We start from the raw sequence: 15,778 nt of genomic DNA on the forward strand, positions 1-15,778 counted from the left end.
TCCTCTAATGTTTCCAAAAGAAGTCTCGTTTGGTCACTTCGTTTCATTGAAACCTAATTTGAAACCCCTCTTTATTTAGAGAAATTTCTAATTGGATTATCATCAACGAGTGCCCACACAGATTGATAGGTTTATATTGTTAAAGAGCTCCCCTTCTTTGTGACCAACATCACTTCGGAAGAGGCGGTCATTTTAGCGAGTTAAAGTTTAGTGTCAACCACTTTTTTCAAACTTTTTTCAAGCGTTTCCACTTGGCTAAGTGACCTGCTAACTGGACTTTCATTCTTTCGAAACCTTAGCTTCGAACTGTTCCCGTGTCAGCGAAGGGGGCATTATAGAGATCGGAATAAACTTGGCAACCCCTTTTTTGTGTTTTTTCTGACTTTTTTGCTGTTCGATTAATTTTCGATCTAAAAGTGGTAAAAACCGCCCTTTTGTTTACATATTTTTAAACTTATTGGCAAAAAGAGTGACCTTTTCCCAGTTAGTATATTCTACTTCCTTGCTGGTATCGGTTTCTCCGCCTGTCATACTCATTATGAATTTAATCATGGTTCGATCAAACCAGTTGTAACGAGGGTAATAGAGCGCACCAGCAAACACACCAATTAACTCGGGTTGCCAAGAAGATTTCTTGAGAAACGTCTTTATATAAGCACTGCCTTCGGGCGTATCTTTACCTTGGTCTTCTTTTCTGGCGGTCAGGTTTACACAAAAAAAGGCAGATCTACTCGATTGCAACGCGGGTAGGTTGCTCTCGATAAACTGGTATAGCTTCTTGTTAAGATGCCCATATCTTATCGATGCCCCTACTAGTACTCGCTCATACTGTTCAAAGTCGACACGTTCTGTCGTATGAAGGTCAACAAAGTCACATTCGTAGTCTGAGAGTTGCTCTCTTATATGATGAAAGATTTTTTTGGTTTGACCTTCACTAGTTGAGTAAAGGAATAATGCTTTGGCCACACTCTCTCCTTAGCTACGCCAGAAAGTAGGCGTAAGTAATATTAATAGGGTGAATATTTCTAAACGTCCAAATAGCATAGAGACGATCAGCACCCATTTGGCTTTATCATTCACATCTCCAAAGTGGAGCGCGACTTCTCCAAGGCCAGGACCTAAGTTGTTCAATGTTGCAGCGACAGCGGAGAATGCGCTTAACTCGTCCATACCTGTCGCAATCAGCCCTAACATGCAGACGACAAACACTAGCGCGTATGCAGAGAAGAATCCCCATACAGCATCAACGACTCTTTGTGGCAGAGCGCTACCACCAACCTTGATGGTATAGACTGCACGTGGGTGGACAAGACGTTTTAGCTCGCGAACCCCTTGGAGTGTTAGCAAAAGGATACGAATAACTTTCATGCCACCACCCGTTGAGCCCGCACAACCACCGATAAATGACGAAAAAAGAAGTAGTACTGGTAAAAATAGCGGCCAATCCGCAAATCCTGTTGTTGTAAATCCAGCCGTGGTTGAGATAGAGACAGTCTGAAACAAGGCCTGATCAAACACATCATATATAGAGTCATAGGTGTGATGGTTCAATAAGATCAAGAAACACACGACAAACAGCAGTATTTGTATAAAGACAAAAGCTCTGAACTCGGGATCTTTCCAATAGTATTTAGGGTGTACACCACCAGATGCAAACGCTGCAAAGTGGAGGGAATAGTTACACGCAGAGATCAGTAAGAATACGACGGTAATCATATTGATCGCATAGCTATTGAAGTGCCCCATACTGGCGTCATGAGTAGAAAAACCACCAATAGCAATGGTAGAAAAACTATGACCTATCGCATCAAATGGTGTCATTCCGGCAAACCAAAATGCCGCAGCACAAGCGATGGTTAAACTCAAGTATATGTACCAGAGTGCTTTTGCCGTTTCTGCGATTCTTGGTGTCATTTTTGAATCTTTGACTGGGCCTGGAATTTCAGCTCGATACAGCTGCATACCACCGATACCTAGCACAGGTAGAATCGCCACGGCTAATACGATGATACCCATCCCACCAAACCATTGGAGGAACTGACGATAGAATAGGATAGCTTTCGGCAGATCATCTAAGCCAACGATCACGGTAGCACCAGTCGTCGTCAGTGCAGAGAAGGATTCAAAAAAAGCATCCGTTACTGACACGTTGGGATTGTCAGCAATTAAGAATGGAATAGAACCTGCGCTACCCAGTACCGTCCAGAACAAGACGACTATCAAAAAACCATCACGAGCCTTTAATTCGTGTTTATGATGACGGTTAGGGAACCAACAAACAGCACCACAAAACAACAGTACAAAAAAAGTTGTGACAAAAGGAACACCTGCACCATCGCGATAGATCAGCGCGACTAACGCAGGAGCGAGCATAGTAATGCTGAAAAGGGCGAGAAGAAGCCCTACGATGCGGATAATTGATCGAAATTGCATGAATAGACTGATGTATGAAGCGTAGCTTCCGACTTCCTGATTATCTTATAATTTGTCCAAAGGCGTTATCTTTACCTTGGCAGCGCTTTTATTAATGATGGTTTGGGTAAAGTCCTTCACCTGACGAACTTCTATCTCGACCAGCATTTTAACCGATTCACTATATTCCGCGCTTACCTCTTGTGCTGCGAATTGCGGGAGAATAGATTGAGCGATCGGCATAAACCCATAGTCTAACTCTAGTAATAGCTCAGTGGTTATTTTTTTCTCAATTGTTTGAAGCAGCTTGAGAGCTTGTTGTACCCCACCACCATAAGCTTTTACTAATCCGCCTGTGCCCAGCTTAATTCCTCCTGAATAACGCGTAACTACTGCGGTTATTTCACCAACGCCAGATCCAGACAGTTGAGCCAAGATTGGTTTCCCTGCCGTTCCTGACGGTTCACCATCATCACTAAACCCCCACTTCATCGAATCTTCGGGGCGACCAGCGACAAATCCCCAACAATTATGGCGTGCATCAGCATGTTTGGCTTTGATCTGCTCAACGAACGTTTTAGCGACTTCAATTGAAGGTGTGTGAGCAAGATAAGTAATAAAAACACTTTTCTTTATCTCTTCTTCGAATATGACGGCTTGTTCTGGGATTAAATAGGGTTGGTCATTCATGTCATCAGTTCATTTGAGATCGTCTCGCCAGTTTAGCATGAGAGCAATTTGAACGCCGCCTAAGATATGTTCAAGCGCACAATGTTAAACACTTGTTTAAAAAATGTATTGAATTTAGCCATTGGCGAGTCCAAACTAAAACAACTGGTCTAACCAGAATAAAAATAAAACCACTTTCCTTTATAGCGGCTCACTGAAAGCACACGAGTTATTTGTGCCGACTTTTAGCAAGCTATACACGCAATCCAAGATTGTATGTCATGGAGATAGACAATGATTTACCAAGCCAAAAACCTACAGGTAAAGGAATTACAAGACGGAATCGCTGAACTGAGCTTCTGTGCTCCAGCTTCCGTCAACAAGCTCGACCTTGCCACTCTTGAATCACTGGATAAAGCACTAGACGCCTTGTATGCCCACAGCTCTCTAAAAGGCCTGTTACTGACCTCAGATAAAGAGGCATTTATTGTTGGTGCTGATATCACTGAATTTTTAGGTCTATTTGCTAAACCTGAAGCTGAACTCGATCAGTGGCTACAATTTGCAAACAGCATTTTCAATAAGCTTGAAGATCTACCTGTACCAACGCTATCAGTGCTTAAAGGCCACACTTTGGGTGGTGGATGTGAGTGTGTACTCGCTACCGATATCCGTATCGGTGATAAGACCACCAGCATAGGTTTACCCGAAACAAGACTCGGCATCATGCCTGGTTTTGGTGGCTGTGTTCGTCTTCCTCGCGTTATCGGTGCTGACAGCGCTATGGAAGTGATTACTCAGGGTAAAGCTTGCCGAGCAGACGAAGCACTAAAAATAGGCTTGTTAGATGCGATTGTAGAAACAGACTCACTATATGAATCAGCGATTACGACACTGACGCAAGCGATCAATGAAAAGCTAGATTGGAAAGAGCGCCGTAAACAAAAAACCTCGGCTCTTTCATTGAGCAAGCTCGAGTCAATGATGAGCTTCACGATGGCAAAAGGTCTAGTCGCACAAAAAGCTGGGCCACATTATCCAGCACCAATGACAGCGGTGAAGACAATCGAAGAAGGCGCTCGCTTAGCTCGAAATGAAGCTCTGGATGTTGAGCGCCGCTACTTTGTTAAGCTGGCTAAGTCTGAAGAAGCAAAATCTCTGGTCGGACTATTCCTCAACGATCAGTATATTAAAGGTATCGCGAAAAAAGCCGCTAAGTCAGCCAACAAAGATACCCAACGCACGGCAGTGCTTGGGGCTGGCATCATGGGTGGTGGTATCGCTTATCAATCTGCGTTGAAAGGCGTGCCTGTCTTAATGAAAGACATCGCTCAACCATCACTCGACCTAGGTATGAATGAAGCCTCCAAACTATTGAATAAGAGTCTTTCACGTGGCCGCATCGATGGTTTCAAAATGGCAGGAATTCTTGCTTCAATCACGCCGAGCCTACATTACGCAGGGATCGAAAACTCTGACGTTATTGTTGAAGCGGTGGTAGAAAACCCTAAAGTGAAAGCGGCGGTGCTCAGTGAAGTGGAATCTTACGTCAACGATGACACAGTTATCACGTCAAACACTTCGACAATTCCAATCAATCTATTAGCGAAATCATTAAAACGTCCAGAAAACTTCTGTGGTATGCACTTCTTTAACCCAGTGCACAGAATGCCACTGGTTGAGATCATTCGCGGCGAGCATACCTCAGATGAAACCATCAACCGTGTCGTGGCTTACGCTGCGAAGATGGGTAAATCTCCAATTGTTGTTAATGACTGCCCTGGGTTCTTTGTCAACCGTGTTCTATTCCCATACTTTGGAGGCTTCAGCAAGCTCCTTAGTGACGGTGCAGACTTCACTAAAATTGACAAGATCATGGAACGTCAGTTTGGCTGGCCAATGGGCCCTGCATACTTACTTGATGTGGTTGGTATTGATACAGCTCACCATGCTCAAGCGGTTATGGCGCAAGGCTTCCCTGAAAGAATGGGGAAATCTGAGCGTGACACGATTGATGCTCTGTTCGAAGCAGATAAATACGGCCAGAAAAACGGCAGCGGTTTCTACAGCTACAGTGTAGATAAACGCGGTAAGCCAAAGAAAACTTTCAGTGAAGATATCTTGCCTGTACTTGCTGATGTGTGCAGCGCGCCAAATGAGTTTGATGACCAGACCATTGTTGAACGTATGATGGTACCTATGATCAATGAAGTTGTTCTGTGTCTACAAGAAAATATCATTGCTTCACCACAAGAAGCCGATATGGCTTTAGTTTACGGACTAGGCTTCCCTCCGTTCCGTGGCGGTGTATTCCGCTACCTAGACAGCATCGGCATTGCTGAGTTTGTCGAAATGACCAAGAAGTACGCTGATCTAGGTGCAATGTATCAAGCTCCTCAGTTACTTATCGATATGGCAGCTAAGGGTGAAACTTTCTACGGCACTCAACAGCAAGGTTCAATCTAAGGAGAGATTCTCAAATGTCTATGCATAAAAGAAATGTTGTAATTGTAGATTGTCTACGCACTCCAATGGGTCGCTCTAAAGGTGGTGCTTTCCGTCATACTCGAGCTGAAGATCTCTCTGCACATCTAATGAAAGGAATTTTGGCGCGTAACCCTCAGGTTAATCCGAGCGAGATTGAAGATATTTACTGGGGTTGTGTACAACAAACTCTGGAGCAAGGTTTCAACGTTGCACGTAACGCCGCTCTACTAGCTGGGTTGCCGATTGAAATTGGTGCAGTCACTGTCAACCGCTTATGTGGTTCATCAATGCAAGCTTTGCACGATGGCGCGCGCGCTATCATGACGGGTGATGCCGAAATCTGCCTAATTGGTGGTGTGGAACATATGGGCCACGTACCAATGAACCACGGCGTTGACTTCCACCCAGGTATGTCTAAGAACGTCGCCAAAGCCGCTGGTATGATGGGTTTAACAGCTGAAATGCTTGGTAAACTCCATGGTATTAGCCGAGAGCAGCAAGACGAGTTTGCAGCGCGTTCACATGCTCGTGCACACGCAGCAACCCTAGAAGGTCGTTTTAAGAATGAAATTCTACCAACTGAGGGACATGCCGCTGATGGTACTCTGTTTACTCTCGATCATGACGAGGTGATTCGTCCTGAAACATCGGTAGAAGGTCTCTCTCAACTTCGCCCTGTCTTTGATCCAGCCAACGGCACTGTGACCGCTGGTACTTCTTCTGCTCTATCAGACGGCGCTTCAGCAATGCTGATCATGAGCGAAGAGAAAGCGAACGAGTTGGGCTTAACTATCCGTGCACGTATTAAAGGTATGGCGATTGCAGGTTGCGATCCTTCGATTATGGGATACGGTCCTGTCCCTGCTACTCATAAAGCTCTCAAACGAGCAGGCTTAACGATTGAAGATATGGATATCGTGGAACTGAACGAAGCGTTTGCGGCTCAGTCTCTTCCATGTGCGAAAGATCTCGGCTTGCTTGATGTGATGGATGAAAAAGTAAACCTTAACGGCGGTGCTATTGCACTTGGTCACCCACTAGGCTGTTCTGGCGCGCGTATTTCAACGACTCTGATCAACCTAATGGAAGCTAAAGACGCTAAGTATGGTCTAGCAACTATGTGTATCGGTCTTGGTCAAGGTATCGCTACTGTATTTGAGCGTCCGTAACATCAACCGAAAAGATCAAAAACGCCAGCTGAAGCTGGCGTTTTTTTATTTGATCAATACTTCAACCAATCTTGGTGCAATTGGTTCGATGATCCTAAGTAATCAATCATCCATTGGATCAGCTTATGGTTATCATCTTTTCGCCATACAAGGCAGCACTGACTCAGGGGCTTTTCATCAGGCAATGTCTTCTCCACCAGCACACCTTCGTGGATTAACGGCATGGCGATATGACGAGGCATATAACCCACTCCGACGCCATTTTTCAAACATTCGATAGCACTGTACCAGTTAGGTAGCAATAAGCGACGCTGTTTAGGGTAATGCCCGGTATGACGCTTGGGTAACACGCTCGAAGTATCATCAAGACAAATTGCAGGGAACTGACTAACAAACTCCTCAGATAAGTATTGTTCCCTCACACAAGGATGGGCTGGAGACATAACAAACGCCCAATCAAGCACTCCCATATCTCTAACCTCAAAATCACCGCCAACTGGTATCGCAGACGTCGCACCAATCACAATATCTGCTCGCTCTTGAGCTATCGCCTCCCATGAACCATTAAACACTTCCATGTTGATTTGCAGTTCGGCAAATTCGAATTCTTGGTAAAAGCTTTCGACGAGCGGCTTCAGCTTATCGAGTTTGACTACGTTGTCTAAGGTTAACTTGAGTGTTGACTGCCAACCATGAGCAACTCGACGCGTTTGAGACTGAATCTCCGCCATCTGTCTAAGAAGCATACGCGCCTCAGCGATAAAGAGCTCCCCCGCGGGCGTGAGCTCTACTTTTCTCGGTAAACGGCGGAACAGAACAACATCTAGCTCCTGCTCTACTTGGCGAATACCATAGCTAATCGCCGAAGGCACTTTACTACTCCCGATAATGCTCGAGTTGTGAGTGACGAGTAATCGATAACAAAAAGGAGCCGCTTCACTAAGCGGCTCTTTTTATAGTAAGTAGTTACAAACTTTTTAGGCCCCACTTTTCAGCAGTGCGCTTGAAGAAACCTTGTGTTTTTTTCAGTTCTACCCAGTGATTAATATAATTAATCCACACCTGGTCATTTTGAGGGAGTAGCATGGCGATTGGTGTCGGTTTACGTGGCTCTTTTACTGGTACAATCGCTAACTGTTGGAATTTTTCCACCAAGGTTGCCGCTTCCACATTTGAAGTCACAGAGACATCGGCTCGACGTGCCAATAGCTCCTGAAAATCCCTTGCCGGTGCTTCGATGACAATATGCTGCGCAGTTGGAAAGAACTCTTTGACCATCTTCTCTTGTACTGTGCCCAAGGTCGCCGCCACTTTCACGTCCGCTTTGTCAAAATCACTCCAATCAGAAAATTTCTCTAAATCTTTTTTCTGTACAACAGGAACAAAAGCCAGGTAAAAATATGGTTGACTGTAACCAGCGACTTTAGCTCGAGACATATTCAGTGAGGCACTCCCCGTAATATCATATTTATTGGCTGTAATACCGTTGACTAAGGTCTTCCAATCCGTAGCCACATACTCTATTTCCACGCCTAAATCTTTAGCCAATTCTGTCGTTACGTCGATATCAAATCCTCGATAACTGTTGGTCGCAGGATCTTTCATCGTCATTGGATTCCAATCGCCTGTGGTGCCAACCCGTAAAATCCCCTTATCAAGGATTTCCTGTAATCGACTTGTTTCCGCCATAACCTGACCAACAGACAATAAGCACATTCCAAGTGCTAAGATGTATTTCTTCATTATATTAATCCCTAAGTTTATTAAGCTTAACGTCGGTTCATTTGATAACATAGCAGCTACAAAGAAATATTATTAGTCAATACAAGGTGTAATGTGACTTCTCGTTATTTATCGATTGTTTCCGCTCTACTCCTAACCGGCTGCTCAGACTATCAATGGGGCTGGTATGTATTGGATCCAACAACGTCACAAGGTCAAACGAACCTCAAGTTTCTCGTCGCTGGATTTAGCGATACGATTCAGGTTTCGTTGCTCAGTATGTTGCTGGCGATGACCTTAGGCTTCTTAGTTTCATTACCAGCACTCTCTCCACTAAAGCCTCTAAGAATGATCAATCGAGTCTACGTAGAATCGGTTCGCTCTATACCAGTGTTGGTACTACTGCTTTGGGTTTACTATGGAATACCGACCTTGTTAGATGTCACTCTAAATCACTTCTGGGCGGGTGTTATCGCGCTTACTATTGCGGAAAGCGCATTTATGGCGGAAGTATTTAGAGGTGGGATTCAAGCGATAAATCGTGGACAACATGAAGCGGCCGAAGCGCTAGGGCTCAACTATTGGCAGAAAATGCGTTTCGTGATTCTTCCGCAAGCTTTTAGACAAATCCTACCTCCACTTGGCAATCAGTTCGTTTATATTCTCAAAATGAGTTCACTGGTCAGTGTTATTGGTCTTAGCGATTTAACTCGTCGTGCCAATGAACTGGTGGTTAATGAGTACTTACCTTTAGAAATCTATACATTTCTGGTCATAGAATATTTAGTGCTGATACTGATTGTTTCACAAGCAGTCCGTTGGTTAGAAAAGCGCATTCAAGTGCCAAGTCATTAGTAGTTAGACAAACAAAAAAGCCGCTAAAAATAGCGGCTTTCACATTGAGTTAGCGGTATTGGTTATTTTTTCTTAACCGGACGTTGCCAACCAGAAATTTTACGTTCTTTAGCTCGAGTGATGACTAACTCGCCTTCTGACACGTCTTTCGTCAACGTCGTTCCAGCACCAATCGTTGCACCATCTGCAATCGTTACAGGCGCCACCAGCTGACAGTCTGAACCCACAAACACATCATTACCGATAACTGTTTTGAATTTGTTTGCGCCATCGTAGTTACAAGTAATCACACCAGCACCGATATTTGTTCCCTGACCAATTTCAGCATCACCAAGGTACGTTAGGTGATTGGCTTTGGAACCTTCACCAATACGAGCGTTTTTCACTTCAACAAAGTTGCCAACGTGCGCATCGTTACGCAGTTCTGCACCTGGGCGCAAACGGGTAAATGGACCAACCGTACACTCTTCACCCACCGTTGCACCTTCAATCACACTGTAGGGACGAACAATGGTGTTGTCGTCGATTTCACAATCTTTAAGGACACAACCCGCACCGATAATGACGTTATCACCCAGTGAGACGTTACCTTCGATAATGACGTTAGCATCGATTTCACAGTCCATACCACATTGCAGCTCACCACGCAGATCAAATCGTGCTGGGTCACGCAGCATAACACCCTGCTCTAACAACTTACGAGCTTGCATAGATTGGAAAGCTCGCTCCAAACGAGCCAACTGTGCACGATCATTCACCCCTTCAACTTCGATAGAGTTTACAGGATGAACAGCTTCAACTGCACGACCTTCATCATGCGCAGCAGCAATAACGTCTGTAAGGTAGTATTCACCCTGAGCGTTGTTATTATTTAGCCCAGATAACCAACGCTTAAGATCACCACCAGTTGCTACCATTACACCGGTATTGATCTCTTTAATTAGCTTCTGCTCTTCTGTTGCATCTTTCTGCTCAACAATCGCGACAACAGGACCGTTGCGACGAACAATTCGACCATACCCCATAGGGTTATCAAGCACGACCGTCAAAAGGGCAATACCTCCTGTTGGTTGAGCATCAAGCAGACTTTCAATGGTCTCTTCAGAGATAAGAGGGACATCACCGTAAAGAACTAAGATCTTTTCTTCATCTTCAAAGTGTGGAGAGGCTTGATCAACCGCATGCCCTGTCCCCAATTGCTCAGCTTGTAAGATCCAGTTAACTGACTCGCTTGCAAGCTCAGCCTGCATTTGATCGCCGCCATGGCCGTAAACCAAATGAATATTTTGCGCACCTAAACTGTTACAGGTATCTATAACGTGCTTGACCATTGGCTTACCAGCCAAGGTGTGCAGCACTTTAGGCTTATTAGAATACATGCGAGTACCTTTACCCGCTGCGAGAATGACCGCGCTAAATTTCATTGAGTTACCTGTTGGACGTTATTCTAAATCTGAGGGGTATTTTAGACACTAATCGGTAATTAGTTAATTGATTAGGAAAAATTTACGTTAAAAAATAAGCAAAAAGGCGGTCTTACGACCGCCTTTATCACTTAAAACAACGTTGTCGATTAACGACGCTGTTTTGTCAGCTCGATAACTCGTAGCTGAGCAATGGCTTTAGCCAGTTCACTGGCCGCTTGAGCGAAGTCCATATCGCCATGCTGGTTCTGGATATTCTCCTCAGCACGACGTTTCGCTTCTTCTGCCTTCGCTGCGTCTAGCTCTTCACCACGGATAGCGGTATCAGCCAGTACAGTCGCTGTACCAGGCTGAACTTCTACCATACCACCAGAAACATAAATAATTTCTTCGTGGCCGTGCTGTTTAACAATACGCACCATACCAGGCTTTATAGCGGTCAGCAGCGGTGTGTGGCCGTGGAAAATACCAAGCTCACCTTCGCTACCGGTCACCTGAAACGTTTCAACTAGGCCAGAGAAGATTTTCTTCTCTGCGCTAACAACGTCTAGGTGAAAGGTTATTGCTGCCATATCGCCTCCTAGTTAGCCTTATAGCTTCTTCGCATTCTCGATAGCATCGTCAATCGTACCGCAGTACATGAACGCTTGCTCTGGAATGTCATCGTAATCACCAGCTAGTAGACCTTTGAAGCCACGTAGAGTCTCTTTAAGAGGTACGTAAACACCTGGGTCGCCAGTAAATACTTCCGCTACGTGGTAAGGCTGAGTTAGGAAACGCTCAATCTTACGTGCACGAGATACAACTTGCTTATCTGATTCAGATAGCTCGTCCATACCTAGAATCGCAATGATATCCTTCAGCTCTTTGTAGCGCTGTAGGGTAGACTGAACGCCACGAGCGATGTCGTAGTGCTCTTGACCAACTACTAGCGGGTCTAGCTGACGAGAAGTCGAATCTAGTGGGTCGATCGCTGGGTATAGACCCATTGCAGCGATGTTACGGTTAAGTACAACCGTTGCATCTAAGTGCGCGAACGTTGTTGCTGGAGACGGGTCAGTCAAGTCATCCGCTGGTACGTATACTGCCTGTACAGACGTGATAGAACCTTGCTTAGTTGACGTGATACGCTCCTGAAGAACACCCATCTCTTCTGCTAGAGTAGGCTGGTAACCTACCGCAGAAGGCATACGGCCTAGAAGTGCTGATACCTCAGTACCTGCTAGCGTGTAACGGTAGATGTTATCAACGAACAGTAGAACGTCACGACCTTCGTCACGGAAACGCTCTGCCATTGTTAGACCAGTCAGTGCAACACGTAGACGGTTGCCTGGTGGCTCGTTCATCTGGCCGTAAACCATCGCTACTTTTGATTCTTCTGGCTTCTCAACGTTTACAACGCCGGCTTCCTGCATTTCGAAGTAGAAGTCGTTACCCTCACGAGTACGCTCACCTACACCTGCGAATACAGATAGACCTGAGTGTTGTAGTGCGATGTTGTTGATAAGTTCCATCATGTTAACGGTCTTACCTACACCAGCACCACCGAATAGACCAATTTTACCACCCTTAGCGAATGGACAAACTAGGTCGATTACTTTAACGCCAGTTTCTAGTAGAGCAGTCTCGTTAGATTGCTCTTCGTAGCTTGGTGCTTCACGGTGAATAGAGTAAGACTCTTCTGCACCGATTTCACCACGCTCGTCAATCGCATCACCAAGTACGTTCATGATACGACCTAGGGTCTTAGTACCTACTGGTACTGAAATTGGAGCGCCAGTGTTTACAACTTCAACTCCACGACGTAAACCATCAGAGCTACCCATAACGATACAACGAACTACGCCACCGCCTAGCTGTTGTTGAACCTCAAGAACTAGACGCTCTTTTGATTCAGTAACGTTTAGAGCGTCATATACACTAGGTACTTCGCTCTGTGGGAACTCTACGTCGACTACCGCACCGATGATCTGTACGATCTTACCTGTAGCCATCGTTAATCCTCTAAACTATTTCGTTTTACCTATGCTTAAACCGCAGCTGCACCACCAACGATTTCAGACAGTTCTTGTGTAATCGCAGCCTGACGGGCTTTGTTGTACACAAGTTCTAAGTCTTCAATCAGGTTTGTTGCATTATCGGTTGCAGCCTTCATTGCAATCATTCGAGCCGCTTGCTCACAAGCAAGGTTCTCAACAACACCTTGGTATACCTGAGACTCTACGTAACGCACTAGAAGTGTATCGAGTAGAGGTTTTGGTTCAGGCTCATAGATGTAGTCCCATGAATGCTCACGCTGCATCTCTTTGCTGTCTGATTTAGGCAAAGGTAGCAATTGATCGATCGTTGGTTGTTGAACCATGGTGTTCACAAACTTGTTGAAAACAACATACAGACGGTCCAATTCACCTTCATCGTATTTCTTTAGCATTACGCTTACAGAACCAATTAAGTCTTCTAGGCTAGGTTGATCACCTAGGCCTGAAACTTGAGCAGCTACTTTAGCGCCACTGTTGTTGAAAAAGGATGTCGCTTTAGAACCAACAAGTGCTAGTTCAACTTCAGCACCTTTCTCTTTCCAAGCCTGCATATCGGTGATTGCTTTCTTGAACACGTTAATGTTCAAACCACCACACAGGCCACGGTCTGTAGAAACGATGATGTAACCAACTCGCTTCGCTTCGCGCTCTTCTAGGTACGGATGACGGTACTCTAGATTCGCGTTTGCTACGTGACCGATCACTTTACGCATTGTTTCAGCGTATGGACGAGAAGCTTCCATTGCGTCTTGACAACGACGCATTTTTGAAGCTGCTACCATTTCCATCGCTTTCGTAATTTTCTGCGTGCTTTTAACACTACCGATTTTATTACGTATCTCTTTTGCGCCGGCCATCGTTACTCTCCATTAGTTGGTGGCAGAGACTGCCACCGACCTATTACCAAGTTTGGGTTGCTACGAAGTCATCAGTCAGCTTCTTAAGCTGAGCTTCAACTTCATCGTTGTATGCACCCGTCTTGTCGATCTCAGCTGCGAAATCAGCGTATTGACCGCGAGCGTACGATAGTAGAGCCGATTCGAAATCTAGCAGTTTACTTAGTTCAACATCTGCTAAATAGCCACGCTCTGCAGCGAAGATTACTAGCGCTTGGTCAAATACAGACATTGGAGCGTACTGCTTCTGCTTCATTAGTTCTGTAACTTTTTGACCGTGGTCTAGCTGTTTCTTCGTAGCTTCATCAAGGTCAGAAGAGAACTGAGCAAACGCTGCTAGTTCACGGTACTGAGCTAGTGCAGTACGGATACCGCCTGATAGCTTCTTGATGATTTTCGTCTGCGCTGAACCACCTACACGAGATACTGAGATACCTGGGTCAACAGCTGGACGTACACCTGCGTTGAATAGCTCAGTTTGTAGGAAGATCTGACCATCGGTAATCGAGATTACGTTAGTCGGTACGAATGCTGAAACGTCACCTGCTTGAGTTTCAATGATTGGTAGAGCAGTTAGAGAACCAGTCTTACCTTTCACTTCACCGTTAGTGAAACGCTCTACATACTCTTCGTTTACACGAGCTGCACGCTCTAGTAGACGCGAGTGTAAGTAGAATACGTCACCTGGGAATGCCTCACGGCCTGGTGGACGTTTTAGTAGTAGAGAGATCTGACGGTAAGCTACCGCTTGCTTAGATAGATCATCATAAACAATCAGTGCATCTTCACCGCGATCGCGGAAGTATTCACCCATCGCACAACCTGCGTATGGCGCTAGGTATTGTAGCGCTGCAGATTCAGAAGCAGATGCAACAACAACGATAGTGTTAGCTAGCGCGCCGTGCTCTTCCAGTTTGCGAACCACGTTAGCAATAGTCGATGCTTTCTGACCGATTGCTACGTAGATTGAGAAAATACCAGAGTTTTTCTGGTTGATAATCGCATCGATCGCCATCGCTGTTTTACCAGTCTGACGGTCACCGATTACTAGCTCACGCTGACCACGACCGATTGGGATCATTGAGTCAACAGATTTGTAACCAGTTTGCACAGGTTGGTCTACCGATTTACGGTCGATTACACCTGGTGCGATTACTTCTACAGGCGAAGACAGTTTCGCTTCGATTGGACCTTTACCATCAATTGGCTCACCTAGCGTGTTTACAACACGGCCAAGCAATTCAGGACCAACTGGTACTTCAAGAATACGACCAGTACCTGTAACTTTCATGCCTTCCTTAAGGTCAGCATATGGACCCATTACTACCGCACCAACCGAGTCACGCTCAAGGTTAAGTGCTAGTGCATAACGGCCACCCGGTAATTCAATCATTTCACCTTGCATCACGTCCGCTAGGCCGTGAATGCGGATGATACCATCGCTTACCGATACGATAGTACCTTCGTTGCGAGCTTCACTAACGACATCGAATGACTCGATACGTTGTTTGATTAGATCGCTAATTTCCGTGGAATTAAGTTGCATGCTCCAATCCCCATTAAGACTGCAATGCATCGCTCAGGCGGTTCAAACGACCACGCGCTGAATTATCGATGACTAAGTCTCCGGCTCGAATTATAACCCCACCAAGTAGGGTCTCATCTACACTGCAATTCAGCTTTACTTTGCGCTCAAGGCGCTGCTCAAGTTTGCTGCTGATATTTGCAAGTTGTTCATCAGAAAGTTCAGATGCAGAAATAACTTCCACATCAATTTCCTTCTCATGCTCTTTTTTAAGAGCAATAAACTGCTTACATACATCAGGAAGGGCCGCTAGGCGACCATTCTCGGCCATTACCTTCAAAAGGTTCTGACCATGCGCATCAACTTGTTCGCCGCAAACTGCAACAAATATTTCAGCAAGTTTGTCTGCTGAAACAGAACCCGTTAAGAGCTCTTTCATTTGTTCGTTCTTAGCGACTTCAGCAGCAAAAGACAACATTTGACCCCATTGGTCTAGTTGGTCTTTATCTACCGCAAAGTCGAAGGCTGCTTTAGCATAGGGGCGTGCGATTGTAGTCAAATCAGACATATGCGCCCCCAG

13 protein-coding genes and 1 pseudogene are annotated in these 15,778 nt (G+C 45.3%); 3 read left to right on the plus strand and 11 right to left on the minus strand.

All coding sequences use genetic code 11. From position 1 onward, the window contains the following. Nucleotides 1-438: 438 nt before the first annotated feature. From hemG to QTN94_RS05285, 3 genes are read right to left on the minus strand one after another with little or no spacing between them, the layout of a single operon-like run. Entirely contained in the window at nucleotides 439-966 is a 528-nt protein-coding gene (hemG, locus tag QTN94_RS05275; RefSeq protein WP_331427134.1) for a menaquinone-dependent protoporphyrinogen IX dehydrogenase, read from the minus strand. A gap of 9 nt (nucleotides 967-975) precedes the next feature. After that, complete coding sequence (locus QTN94_RS05280; RefSeq protein ID WP_331417304.1) at nucleotides 976-2,433, minus strand: TrkH family potassium uptake protein; 1,458 nt, start codon at nucleotides 2,431-2,433, stop codon at nucleotides 976-978. Nucleotides 2,434-2,478: 45 nt separating this feature from the next. Further along, on the minus strand, nucleotides 2,479-3,102 hold the full coding sequence (locus QTN94_RS05285; protein ID WP_331427135.1) for a YigZ family protein: 624 nt from the start codon (nucleotides 3,100-3,102) through the stop codon (nucleotides 2,479-2,481). A 273-nt stretch (nucleotides 3,103-3,375) separates the two neighbouring features. Between QTN94_RS05285 and fadB the strand changes: the two genes are divergently transcribed. Further along, on the plus strand, nucleotides 3,376-5,547 hold the full coding sequence (fadB, locus tag QTN94_RS05290) for a fatty acid oxidation complex subunit alpha FadB (RefSeq protein WP_331427136.1): 2,172 nt from the start codon (nucleotides 3,376-3,378) through the stop codon (nucleotides 5,545-5,547). Between the two features lie 14 nt (nucleotides 5,548-5,561). Further along, nucleotides 5,562-6,737, plus strand: coding sequence for an acetyl-CoA C-acyltransferase FadA (gene fadA, locus QTN94_RS05295; RefSeq protein WP_331427137.1), 1,176 nt, complete (start codon nucleotides 5,562-5,564; stop codon nucleotides 6,735-6,737). 53 nt (nucleotides 6,738-6,790) lie between these two features. Here fadA and punR read toward each other — a convergent pair. Together punR and QTN94_RS05305 are read right to left on the minus strand one after the other, a co-directional pair. Further along, nucleotides 6,791-7,612 (minus strand): annotated as a pseudogene (punR, locus tag QTN94_RS05300) (DNA-binding transcriptional activator PunR); the annotation flags it as partial. Between the two features lie 91 nt (nucleotides 7,613-7,703). Further along, complete coding sequence (locus QTN94_RS05305) at nucleotides 7,704-8,480, minus strand: transporter substrate-binding domain-containing protein (protein WP_331417307.1); 777 nt, start codon at nucleotides 8,478-8,480, stop codon at nucleotides 7,704-7,706. Between the two features lie 93 nt (nucleotides 8,481-8,573). On the opposite strand from QTN94_RS05305, the gene QTN94_RS05310 reads away from it, so the two are divergent. Continuing rightward, nucleotides 8,574-9,314 carry an amino acid ABC transporter permease gene (locus tag QTN94_RS05310; RefSeq protein ID WP_331427138.1) on the plus strand — a complete coding sequence of 247 codons (741 nt, stop codon included), beginning with the start codon at nucleotides 8,574-8,576 and terminating at the stop codon, nucleotides 9,312-9,314. 62 nt (nucleotides 9,315-9,376) lie between these two features. On the opposite strand, the gene glmU is transcribed toward QTN94_RS05310, so the two are convergent. The 6 genes from glmU to atpH form a co-directional block, all read right to left on the minus strand. Then, nucleotides 9,377-10,738 (minus strand): bifunctional UDP-N-acetylglucosamine diphosphorylase/glucosamine-1-phosphate N-acetyltransferase GlmU, encoded by a 1,362-nt coding sequence (glmU, locus tag QTN94_RS05315; protein ID WP_331427139.1) that lies wholly within the window; start codon nucleotides 10,736-10,738, stop codon nucleotides 9,377-9,379. Nucleotides 10,739-10,887: 149 nt separating this feature from the next. Continuing rightward, on the minus strand, nucleotides 10,888-11,310 hold the full coding sequence (locus tag QTN94_RS05320; protein ID WP_006879261.1) for a F0F1 ATP synthase subunit epsilon: 423 nt from the start codon (nucleotides 11,308-11,310) through the stop codon (nucleotides 10,888-10,890). Nucleotides 11,311-11,328: 18 nt separating this feature from the next. After that, nucleotides 11,329-12,732, minus strand: coding sequence for a F0F1 ATP synthase subunit beta (gene atpD / locus QTN94_RS05325; protein ID WP_269378248.1), 1,404 nt, complete (start codon nucleotides 12,730-12,732; stop codon nucleotides 11,329-11,331). Between the two features lie 35 nt (nucleotides 12,733-12,767). Continuing rightward, nucleotides 12,768-13,634 (minus strand): F0F1 ATP synthase subunit gamma, encoded by an 867-nt coding sequence (gene atpG, locus QTN94_RS05330; RefSeq protein WP_269378249.1) that lies wholly within the window; start codon nucleotides 13,632-13,634, stop codon nucleotides 12,768-12,770. 43 nt (nucleotides 13,635-13,677) lie between these two features. After that, nucleotides 13,678-15,219, minus strand: a complete 1,542-nt coding sequence (gene atpA / locus QTN94_RS05335) for a F0F1 ATP synthase subunit alpha (RefSeq protein ID WP_331427140.1) — start codon at nucleotides 15,217-15,219, stop codon at nucleotides 13,678-13,680. Between the two features lie 13 nt (nucleotides 15,220-15,232). After that, nucleotides 15,233-15,766, minus strand: coding sequence for a F0F1 ATP synthase subunit delta (atpH, locus tag QTN94_RS05340; RefSeq protein ID WP_331427141.1), 534 nt, complete (start codon nucleotides 15,764-15,766; stop codon nucleotides 15,233-15,235). Nucleotides 15,767-15,778: the final 12 nt, after the last annotated feature.

Source organism: Vibrio sp. M250220, assembly GCF_036533795.1.
Lineage (GTDB): Bacteria > Pseudomonadota > Gammaproteobacteria > Enterobacterales > Vibrionaceae > Vibrio.

Coding starts and splice junctions, on each gene's coding strand:
- QTN94_RS05280 (WP_331417304.1), bottom strand. CDS start 2,433: ATGCAATTTCGATCAATTATCCGCATCGTAGGGCTTCTTCTCGCCCTT.
- QTN94_RS05285 (WP_331427135.1), bottom strand. CDS start 3,102: ATGAATGACCAACCCTATTTAATCCCAGAACAAGCCGTCATATTCGAA.
- fadB (WP_331427136.1), top strand. CDS start 3,376: ATGATTTACCAAGCCAAAAACCTACAGGTAAAGGAATTACAAGACGGA.
- fadA (WP_331427137.1), top strand. CDS start 5,562: ATGTCTATGCATAAAAGAAATGTTGTAATTGTAGATTGTCTACGCACT.
- QTN94_RS05305 (WP_331417307.1), bottom strand. CDS start 8,480: ATGAAGAAATACATCTTAGCACTTGGAATGTGCTTATTGTCTGTTGGT.
- glmU (WP_331427139.1), bottom strand. CDS start 10,738: ATGAAATTTAGCGCGGTCATTCTCGCAGCGGGTAAAGGTACTCGCATG.
- QTN94_RS05320 (WP_006879261.1), bottom strand. CDS start 11,310: ATGGCAGCAATAACCTTTCACCTAGACGTTGTTAGCGCAGAGAAGAAA.
- atpD (WP_269378248.1), bottom strand. CDS start 12,732: ATGGCTACAGGTAAGATCGTACAGATCATCGGTGCGGTAGTCGACGTA.
- atpG (WP_269378249.1), bottom strand. CDS start 13,634: ATGGCCGGCGCAAAAGAGATACGTAATAAAATCGGTAGTGTTAAAAGC.
- atpA (WP_331427140.1), bottom strand. CDS start 15,219: ATGCAACTTAATTCCACGGAAATTAGCGATCTAATCAAACAACGTATC.
- atpH (WP_331427141.1), bottom strand. CDS start 15,766: ATGTCTGATTTGACTACAATCGCACGCCCCTATGCTAAAGCAGCCTTC.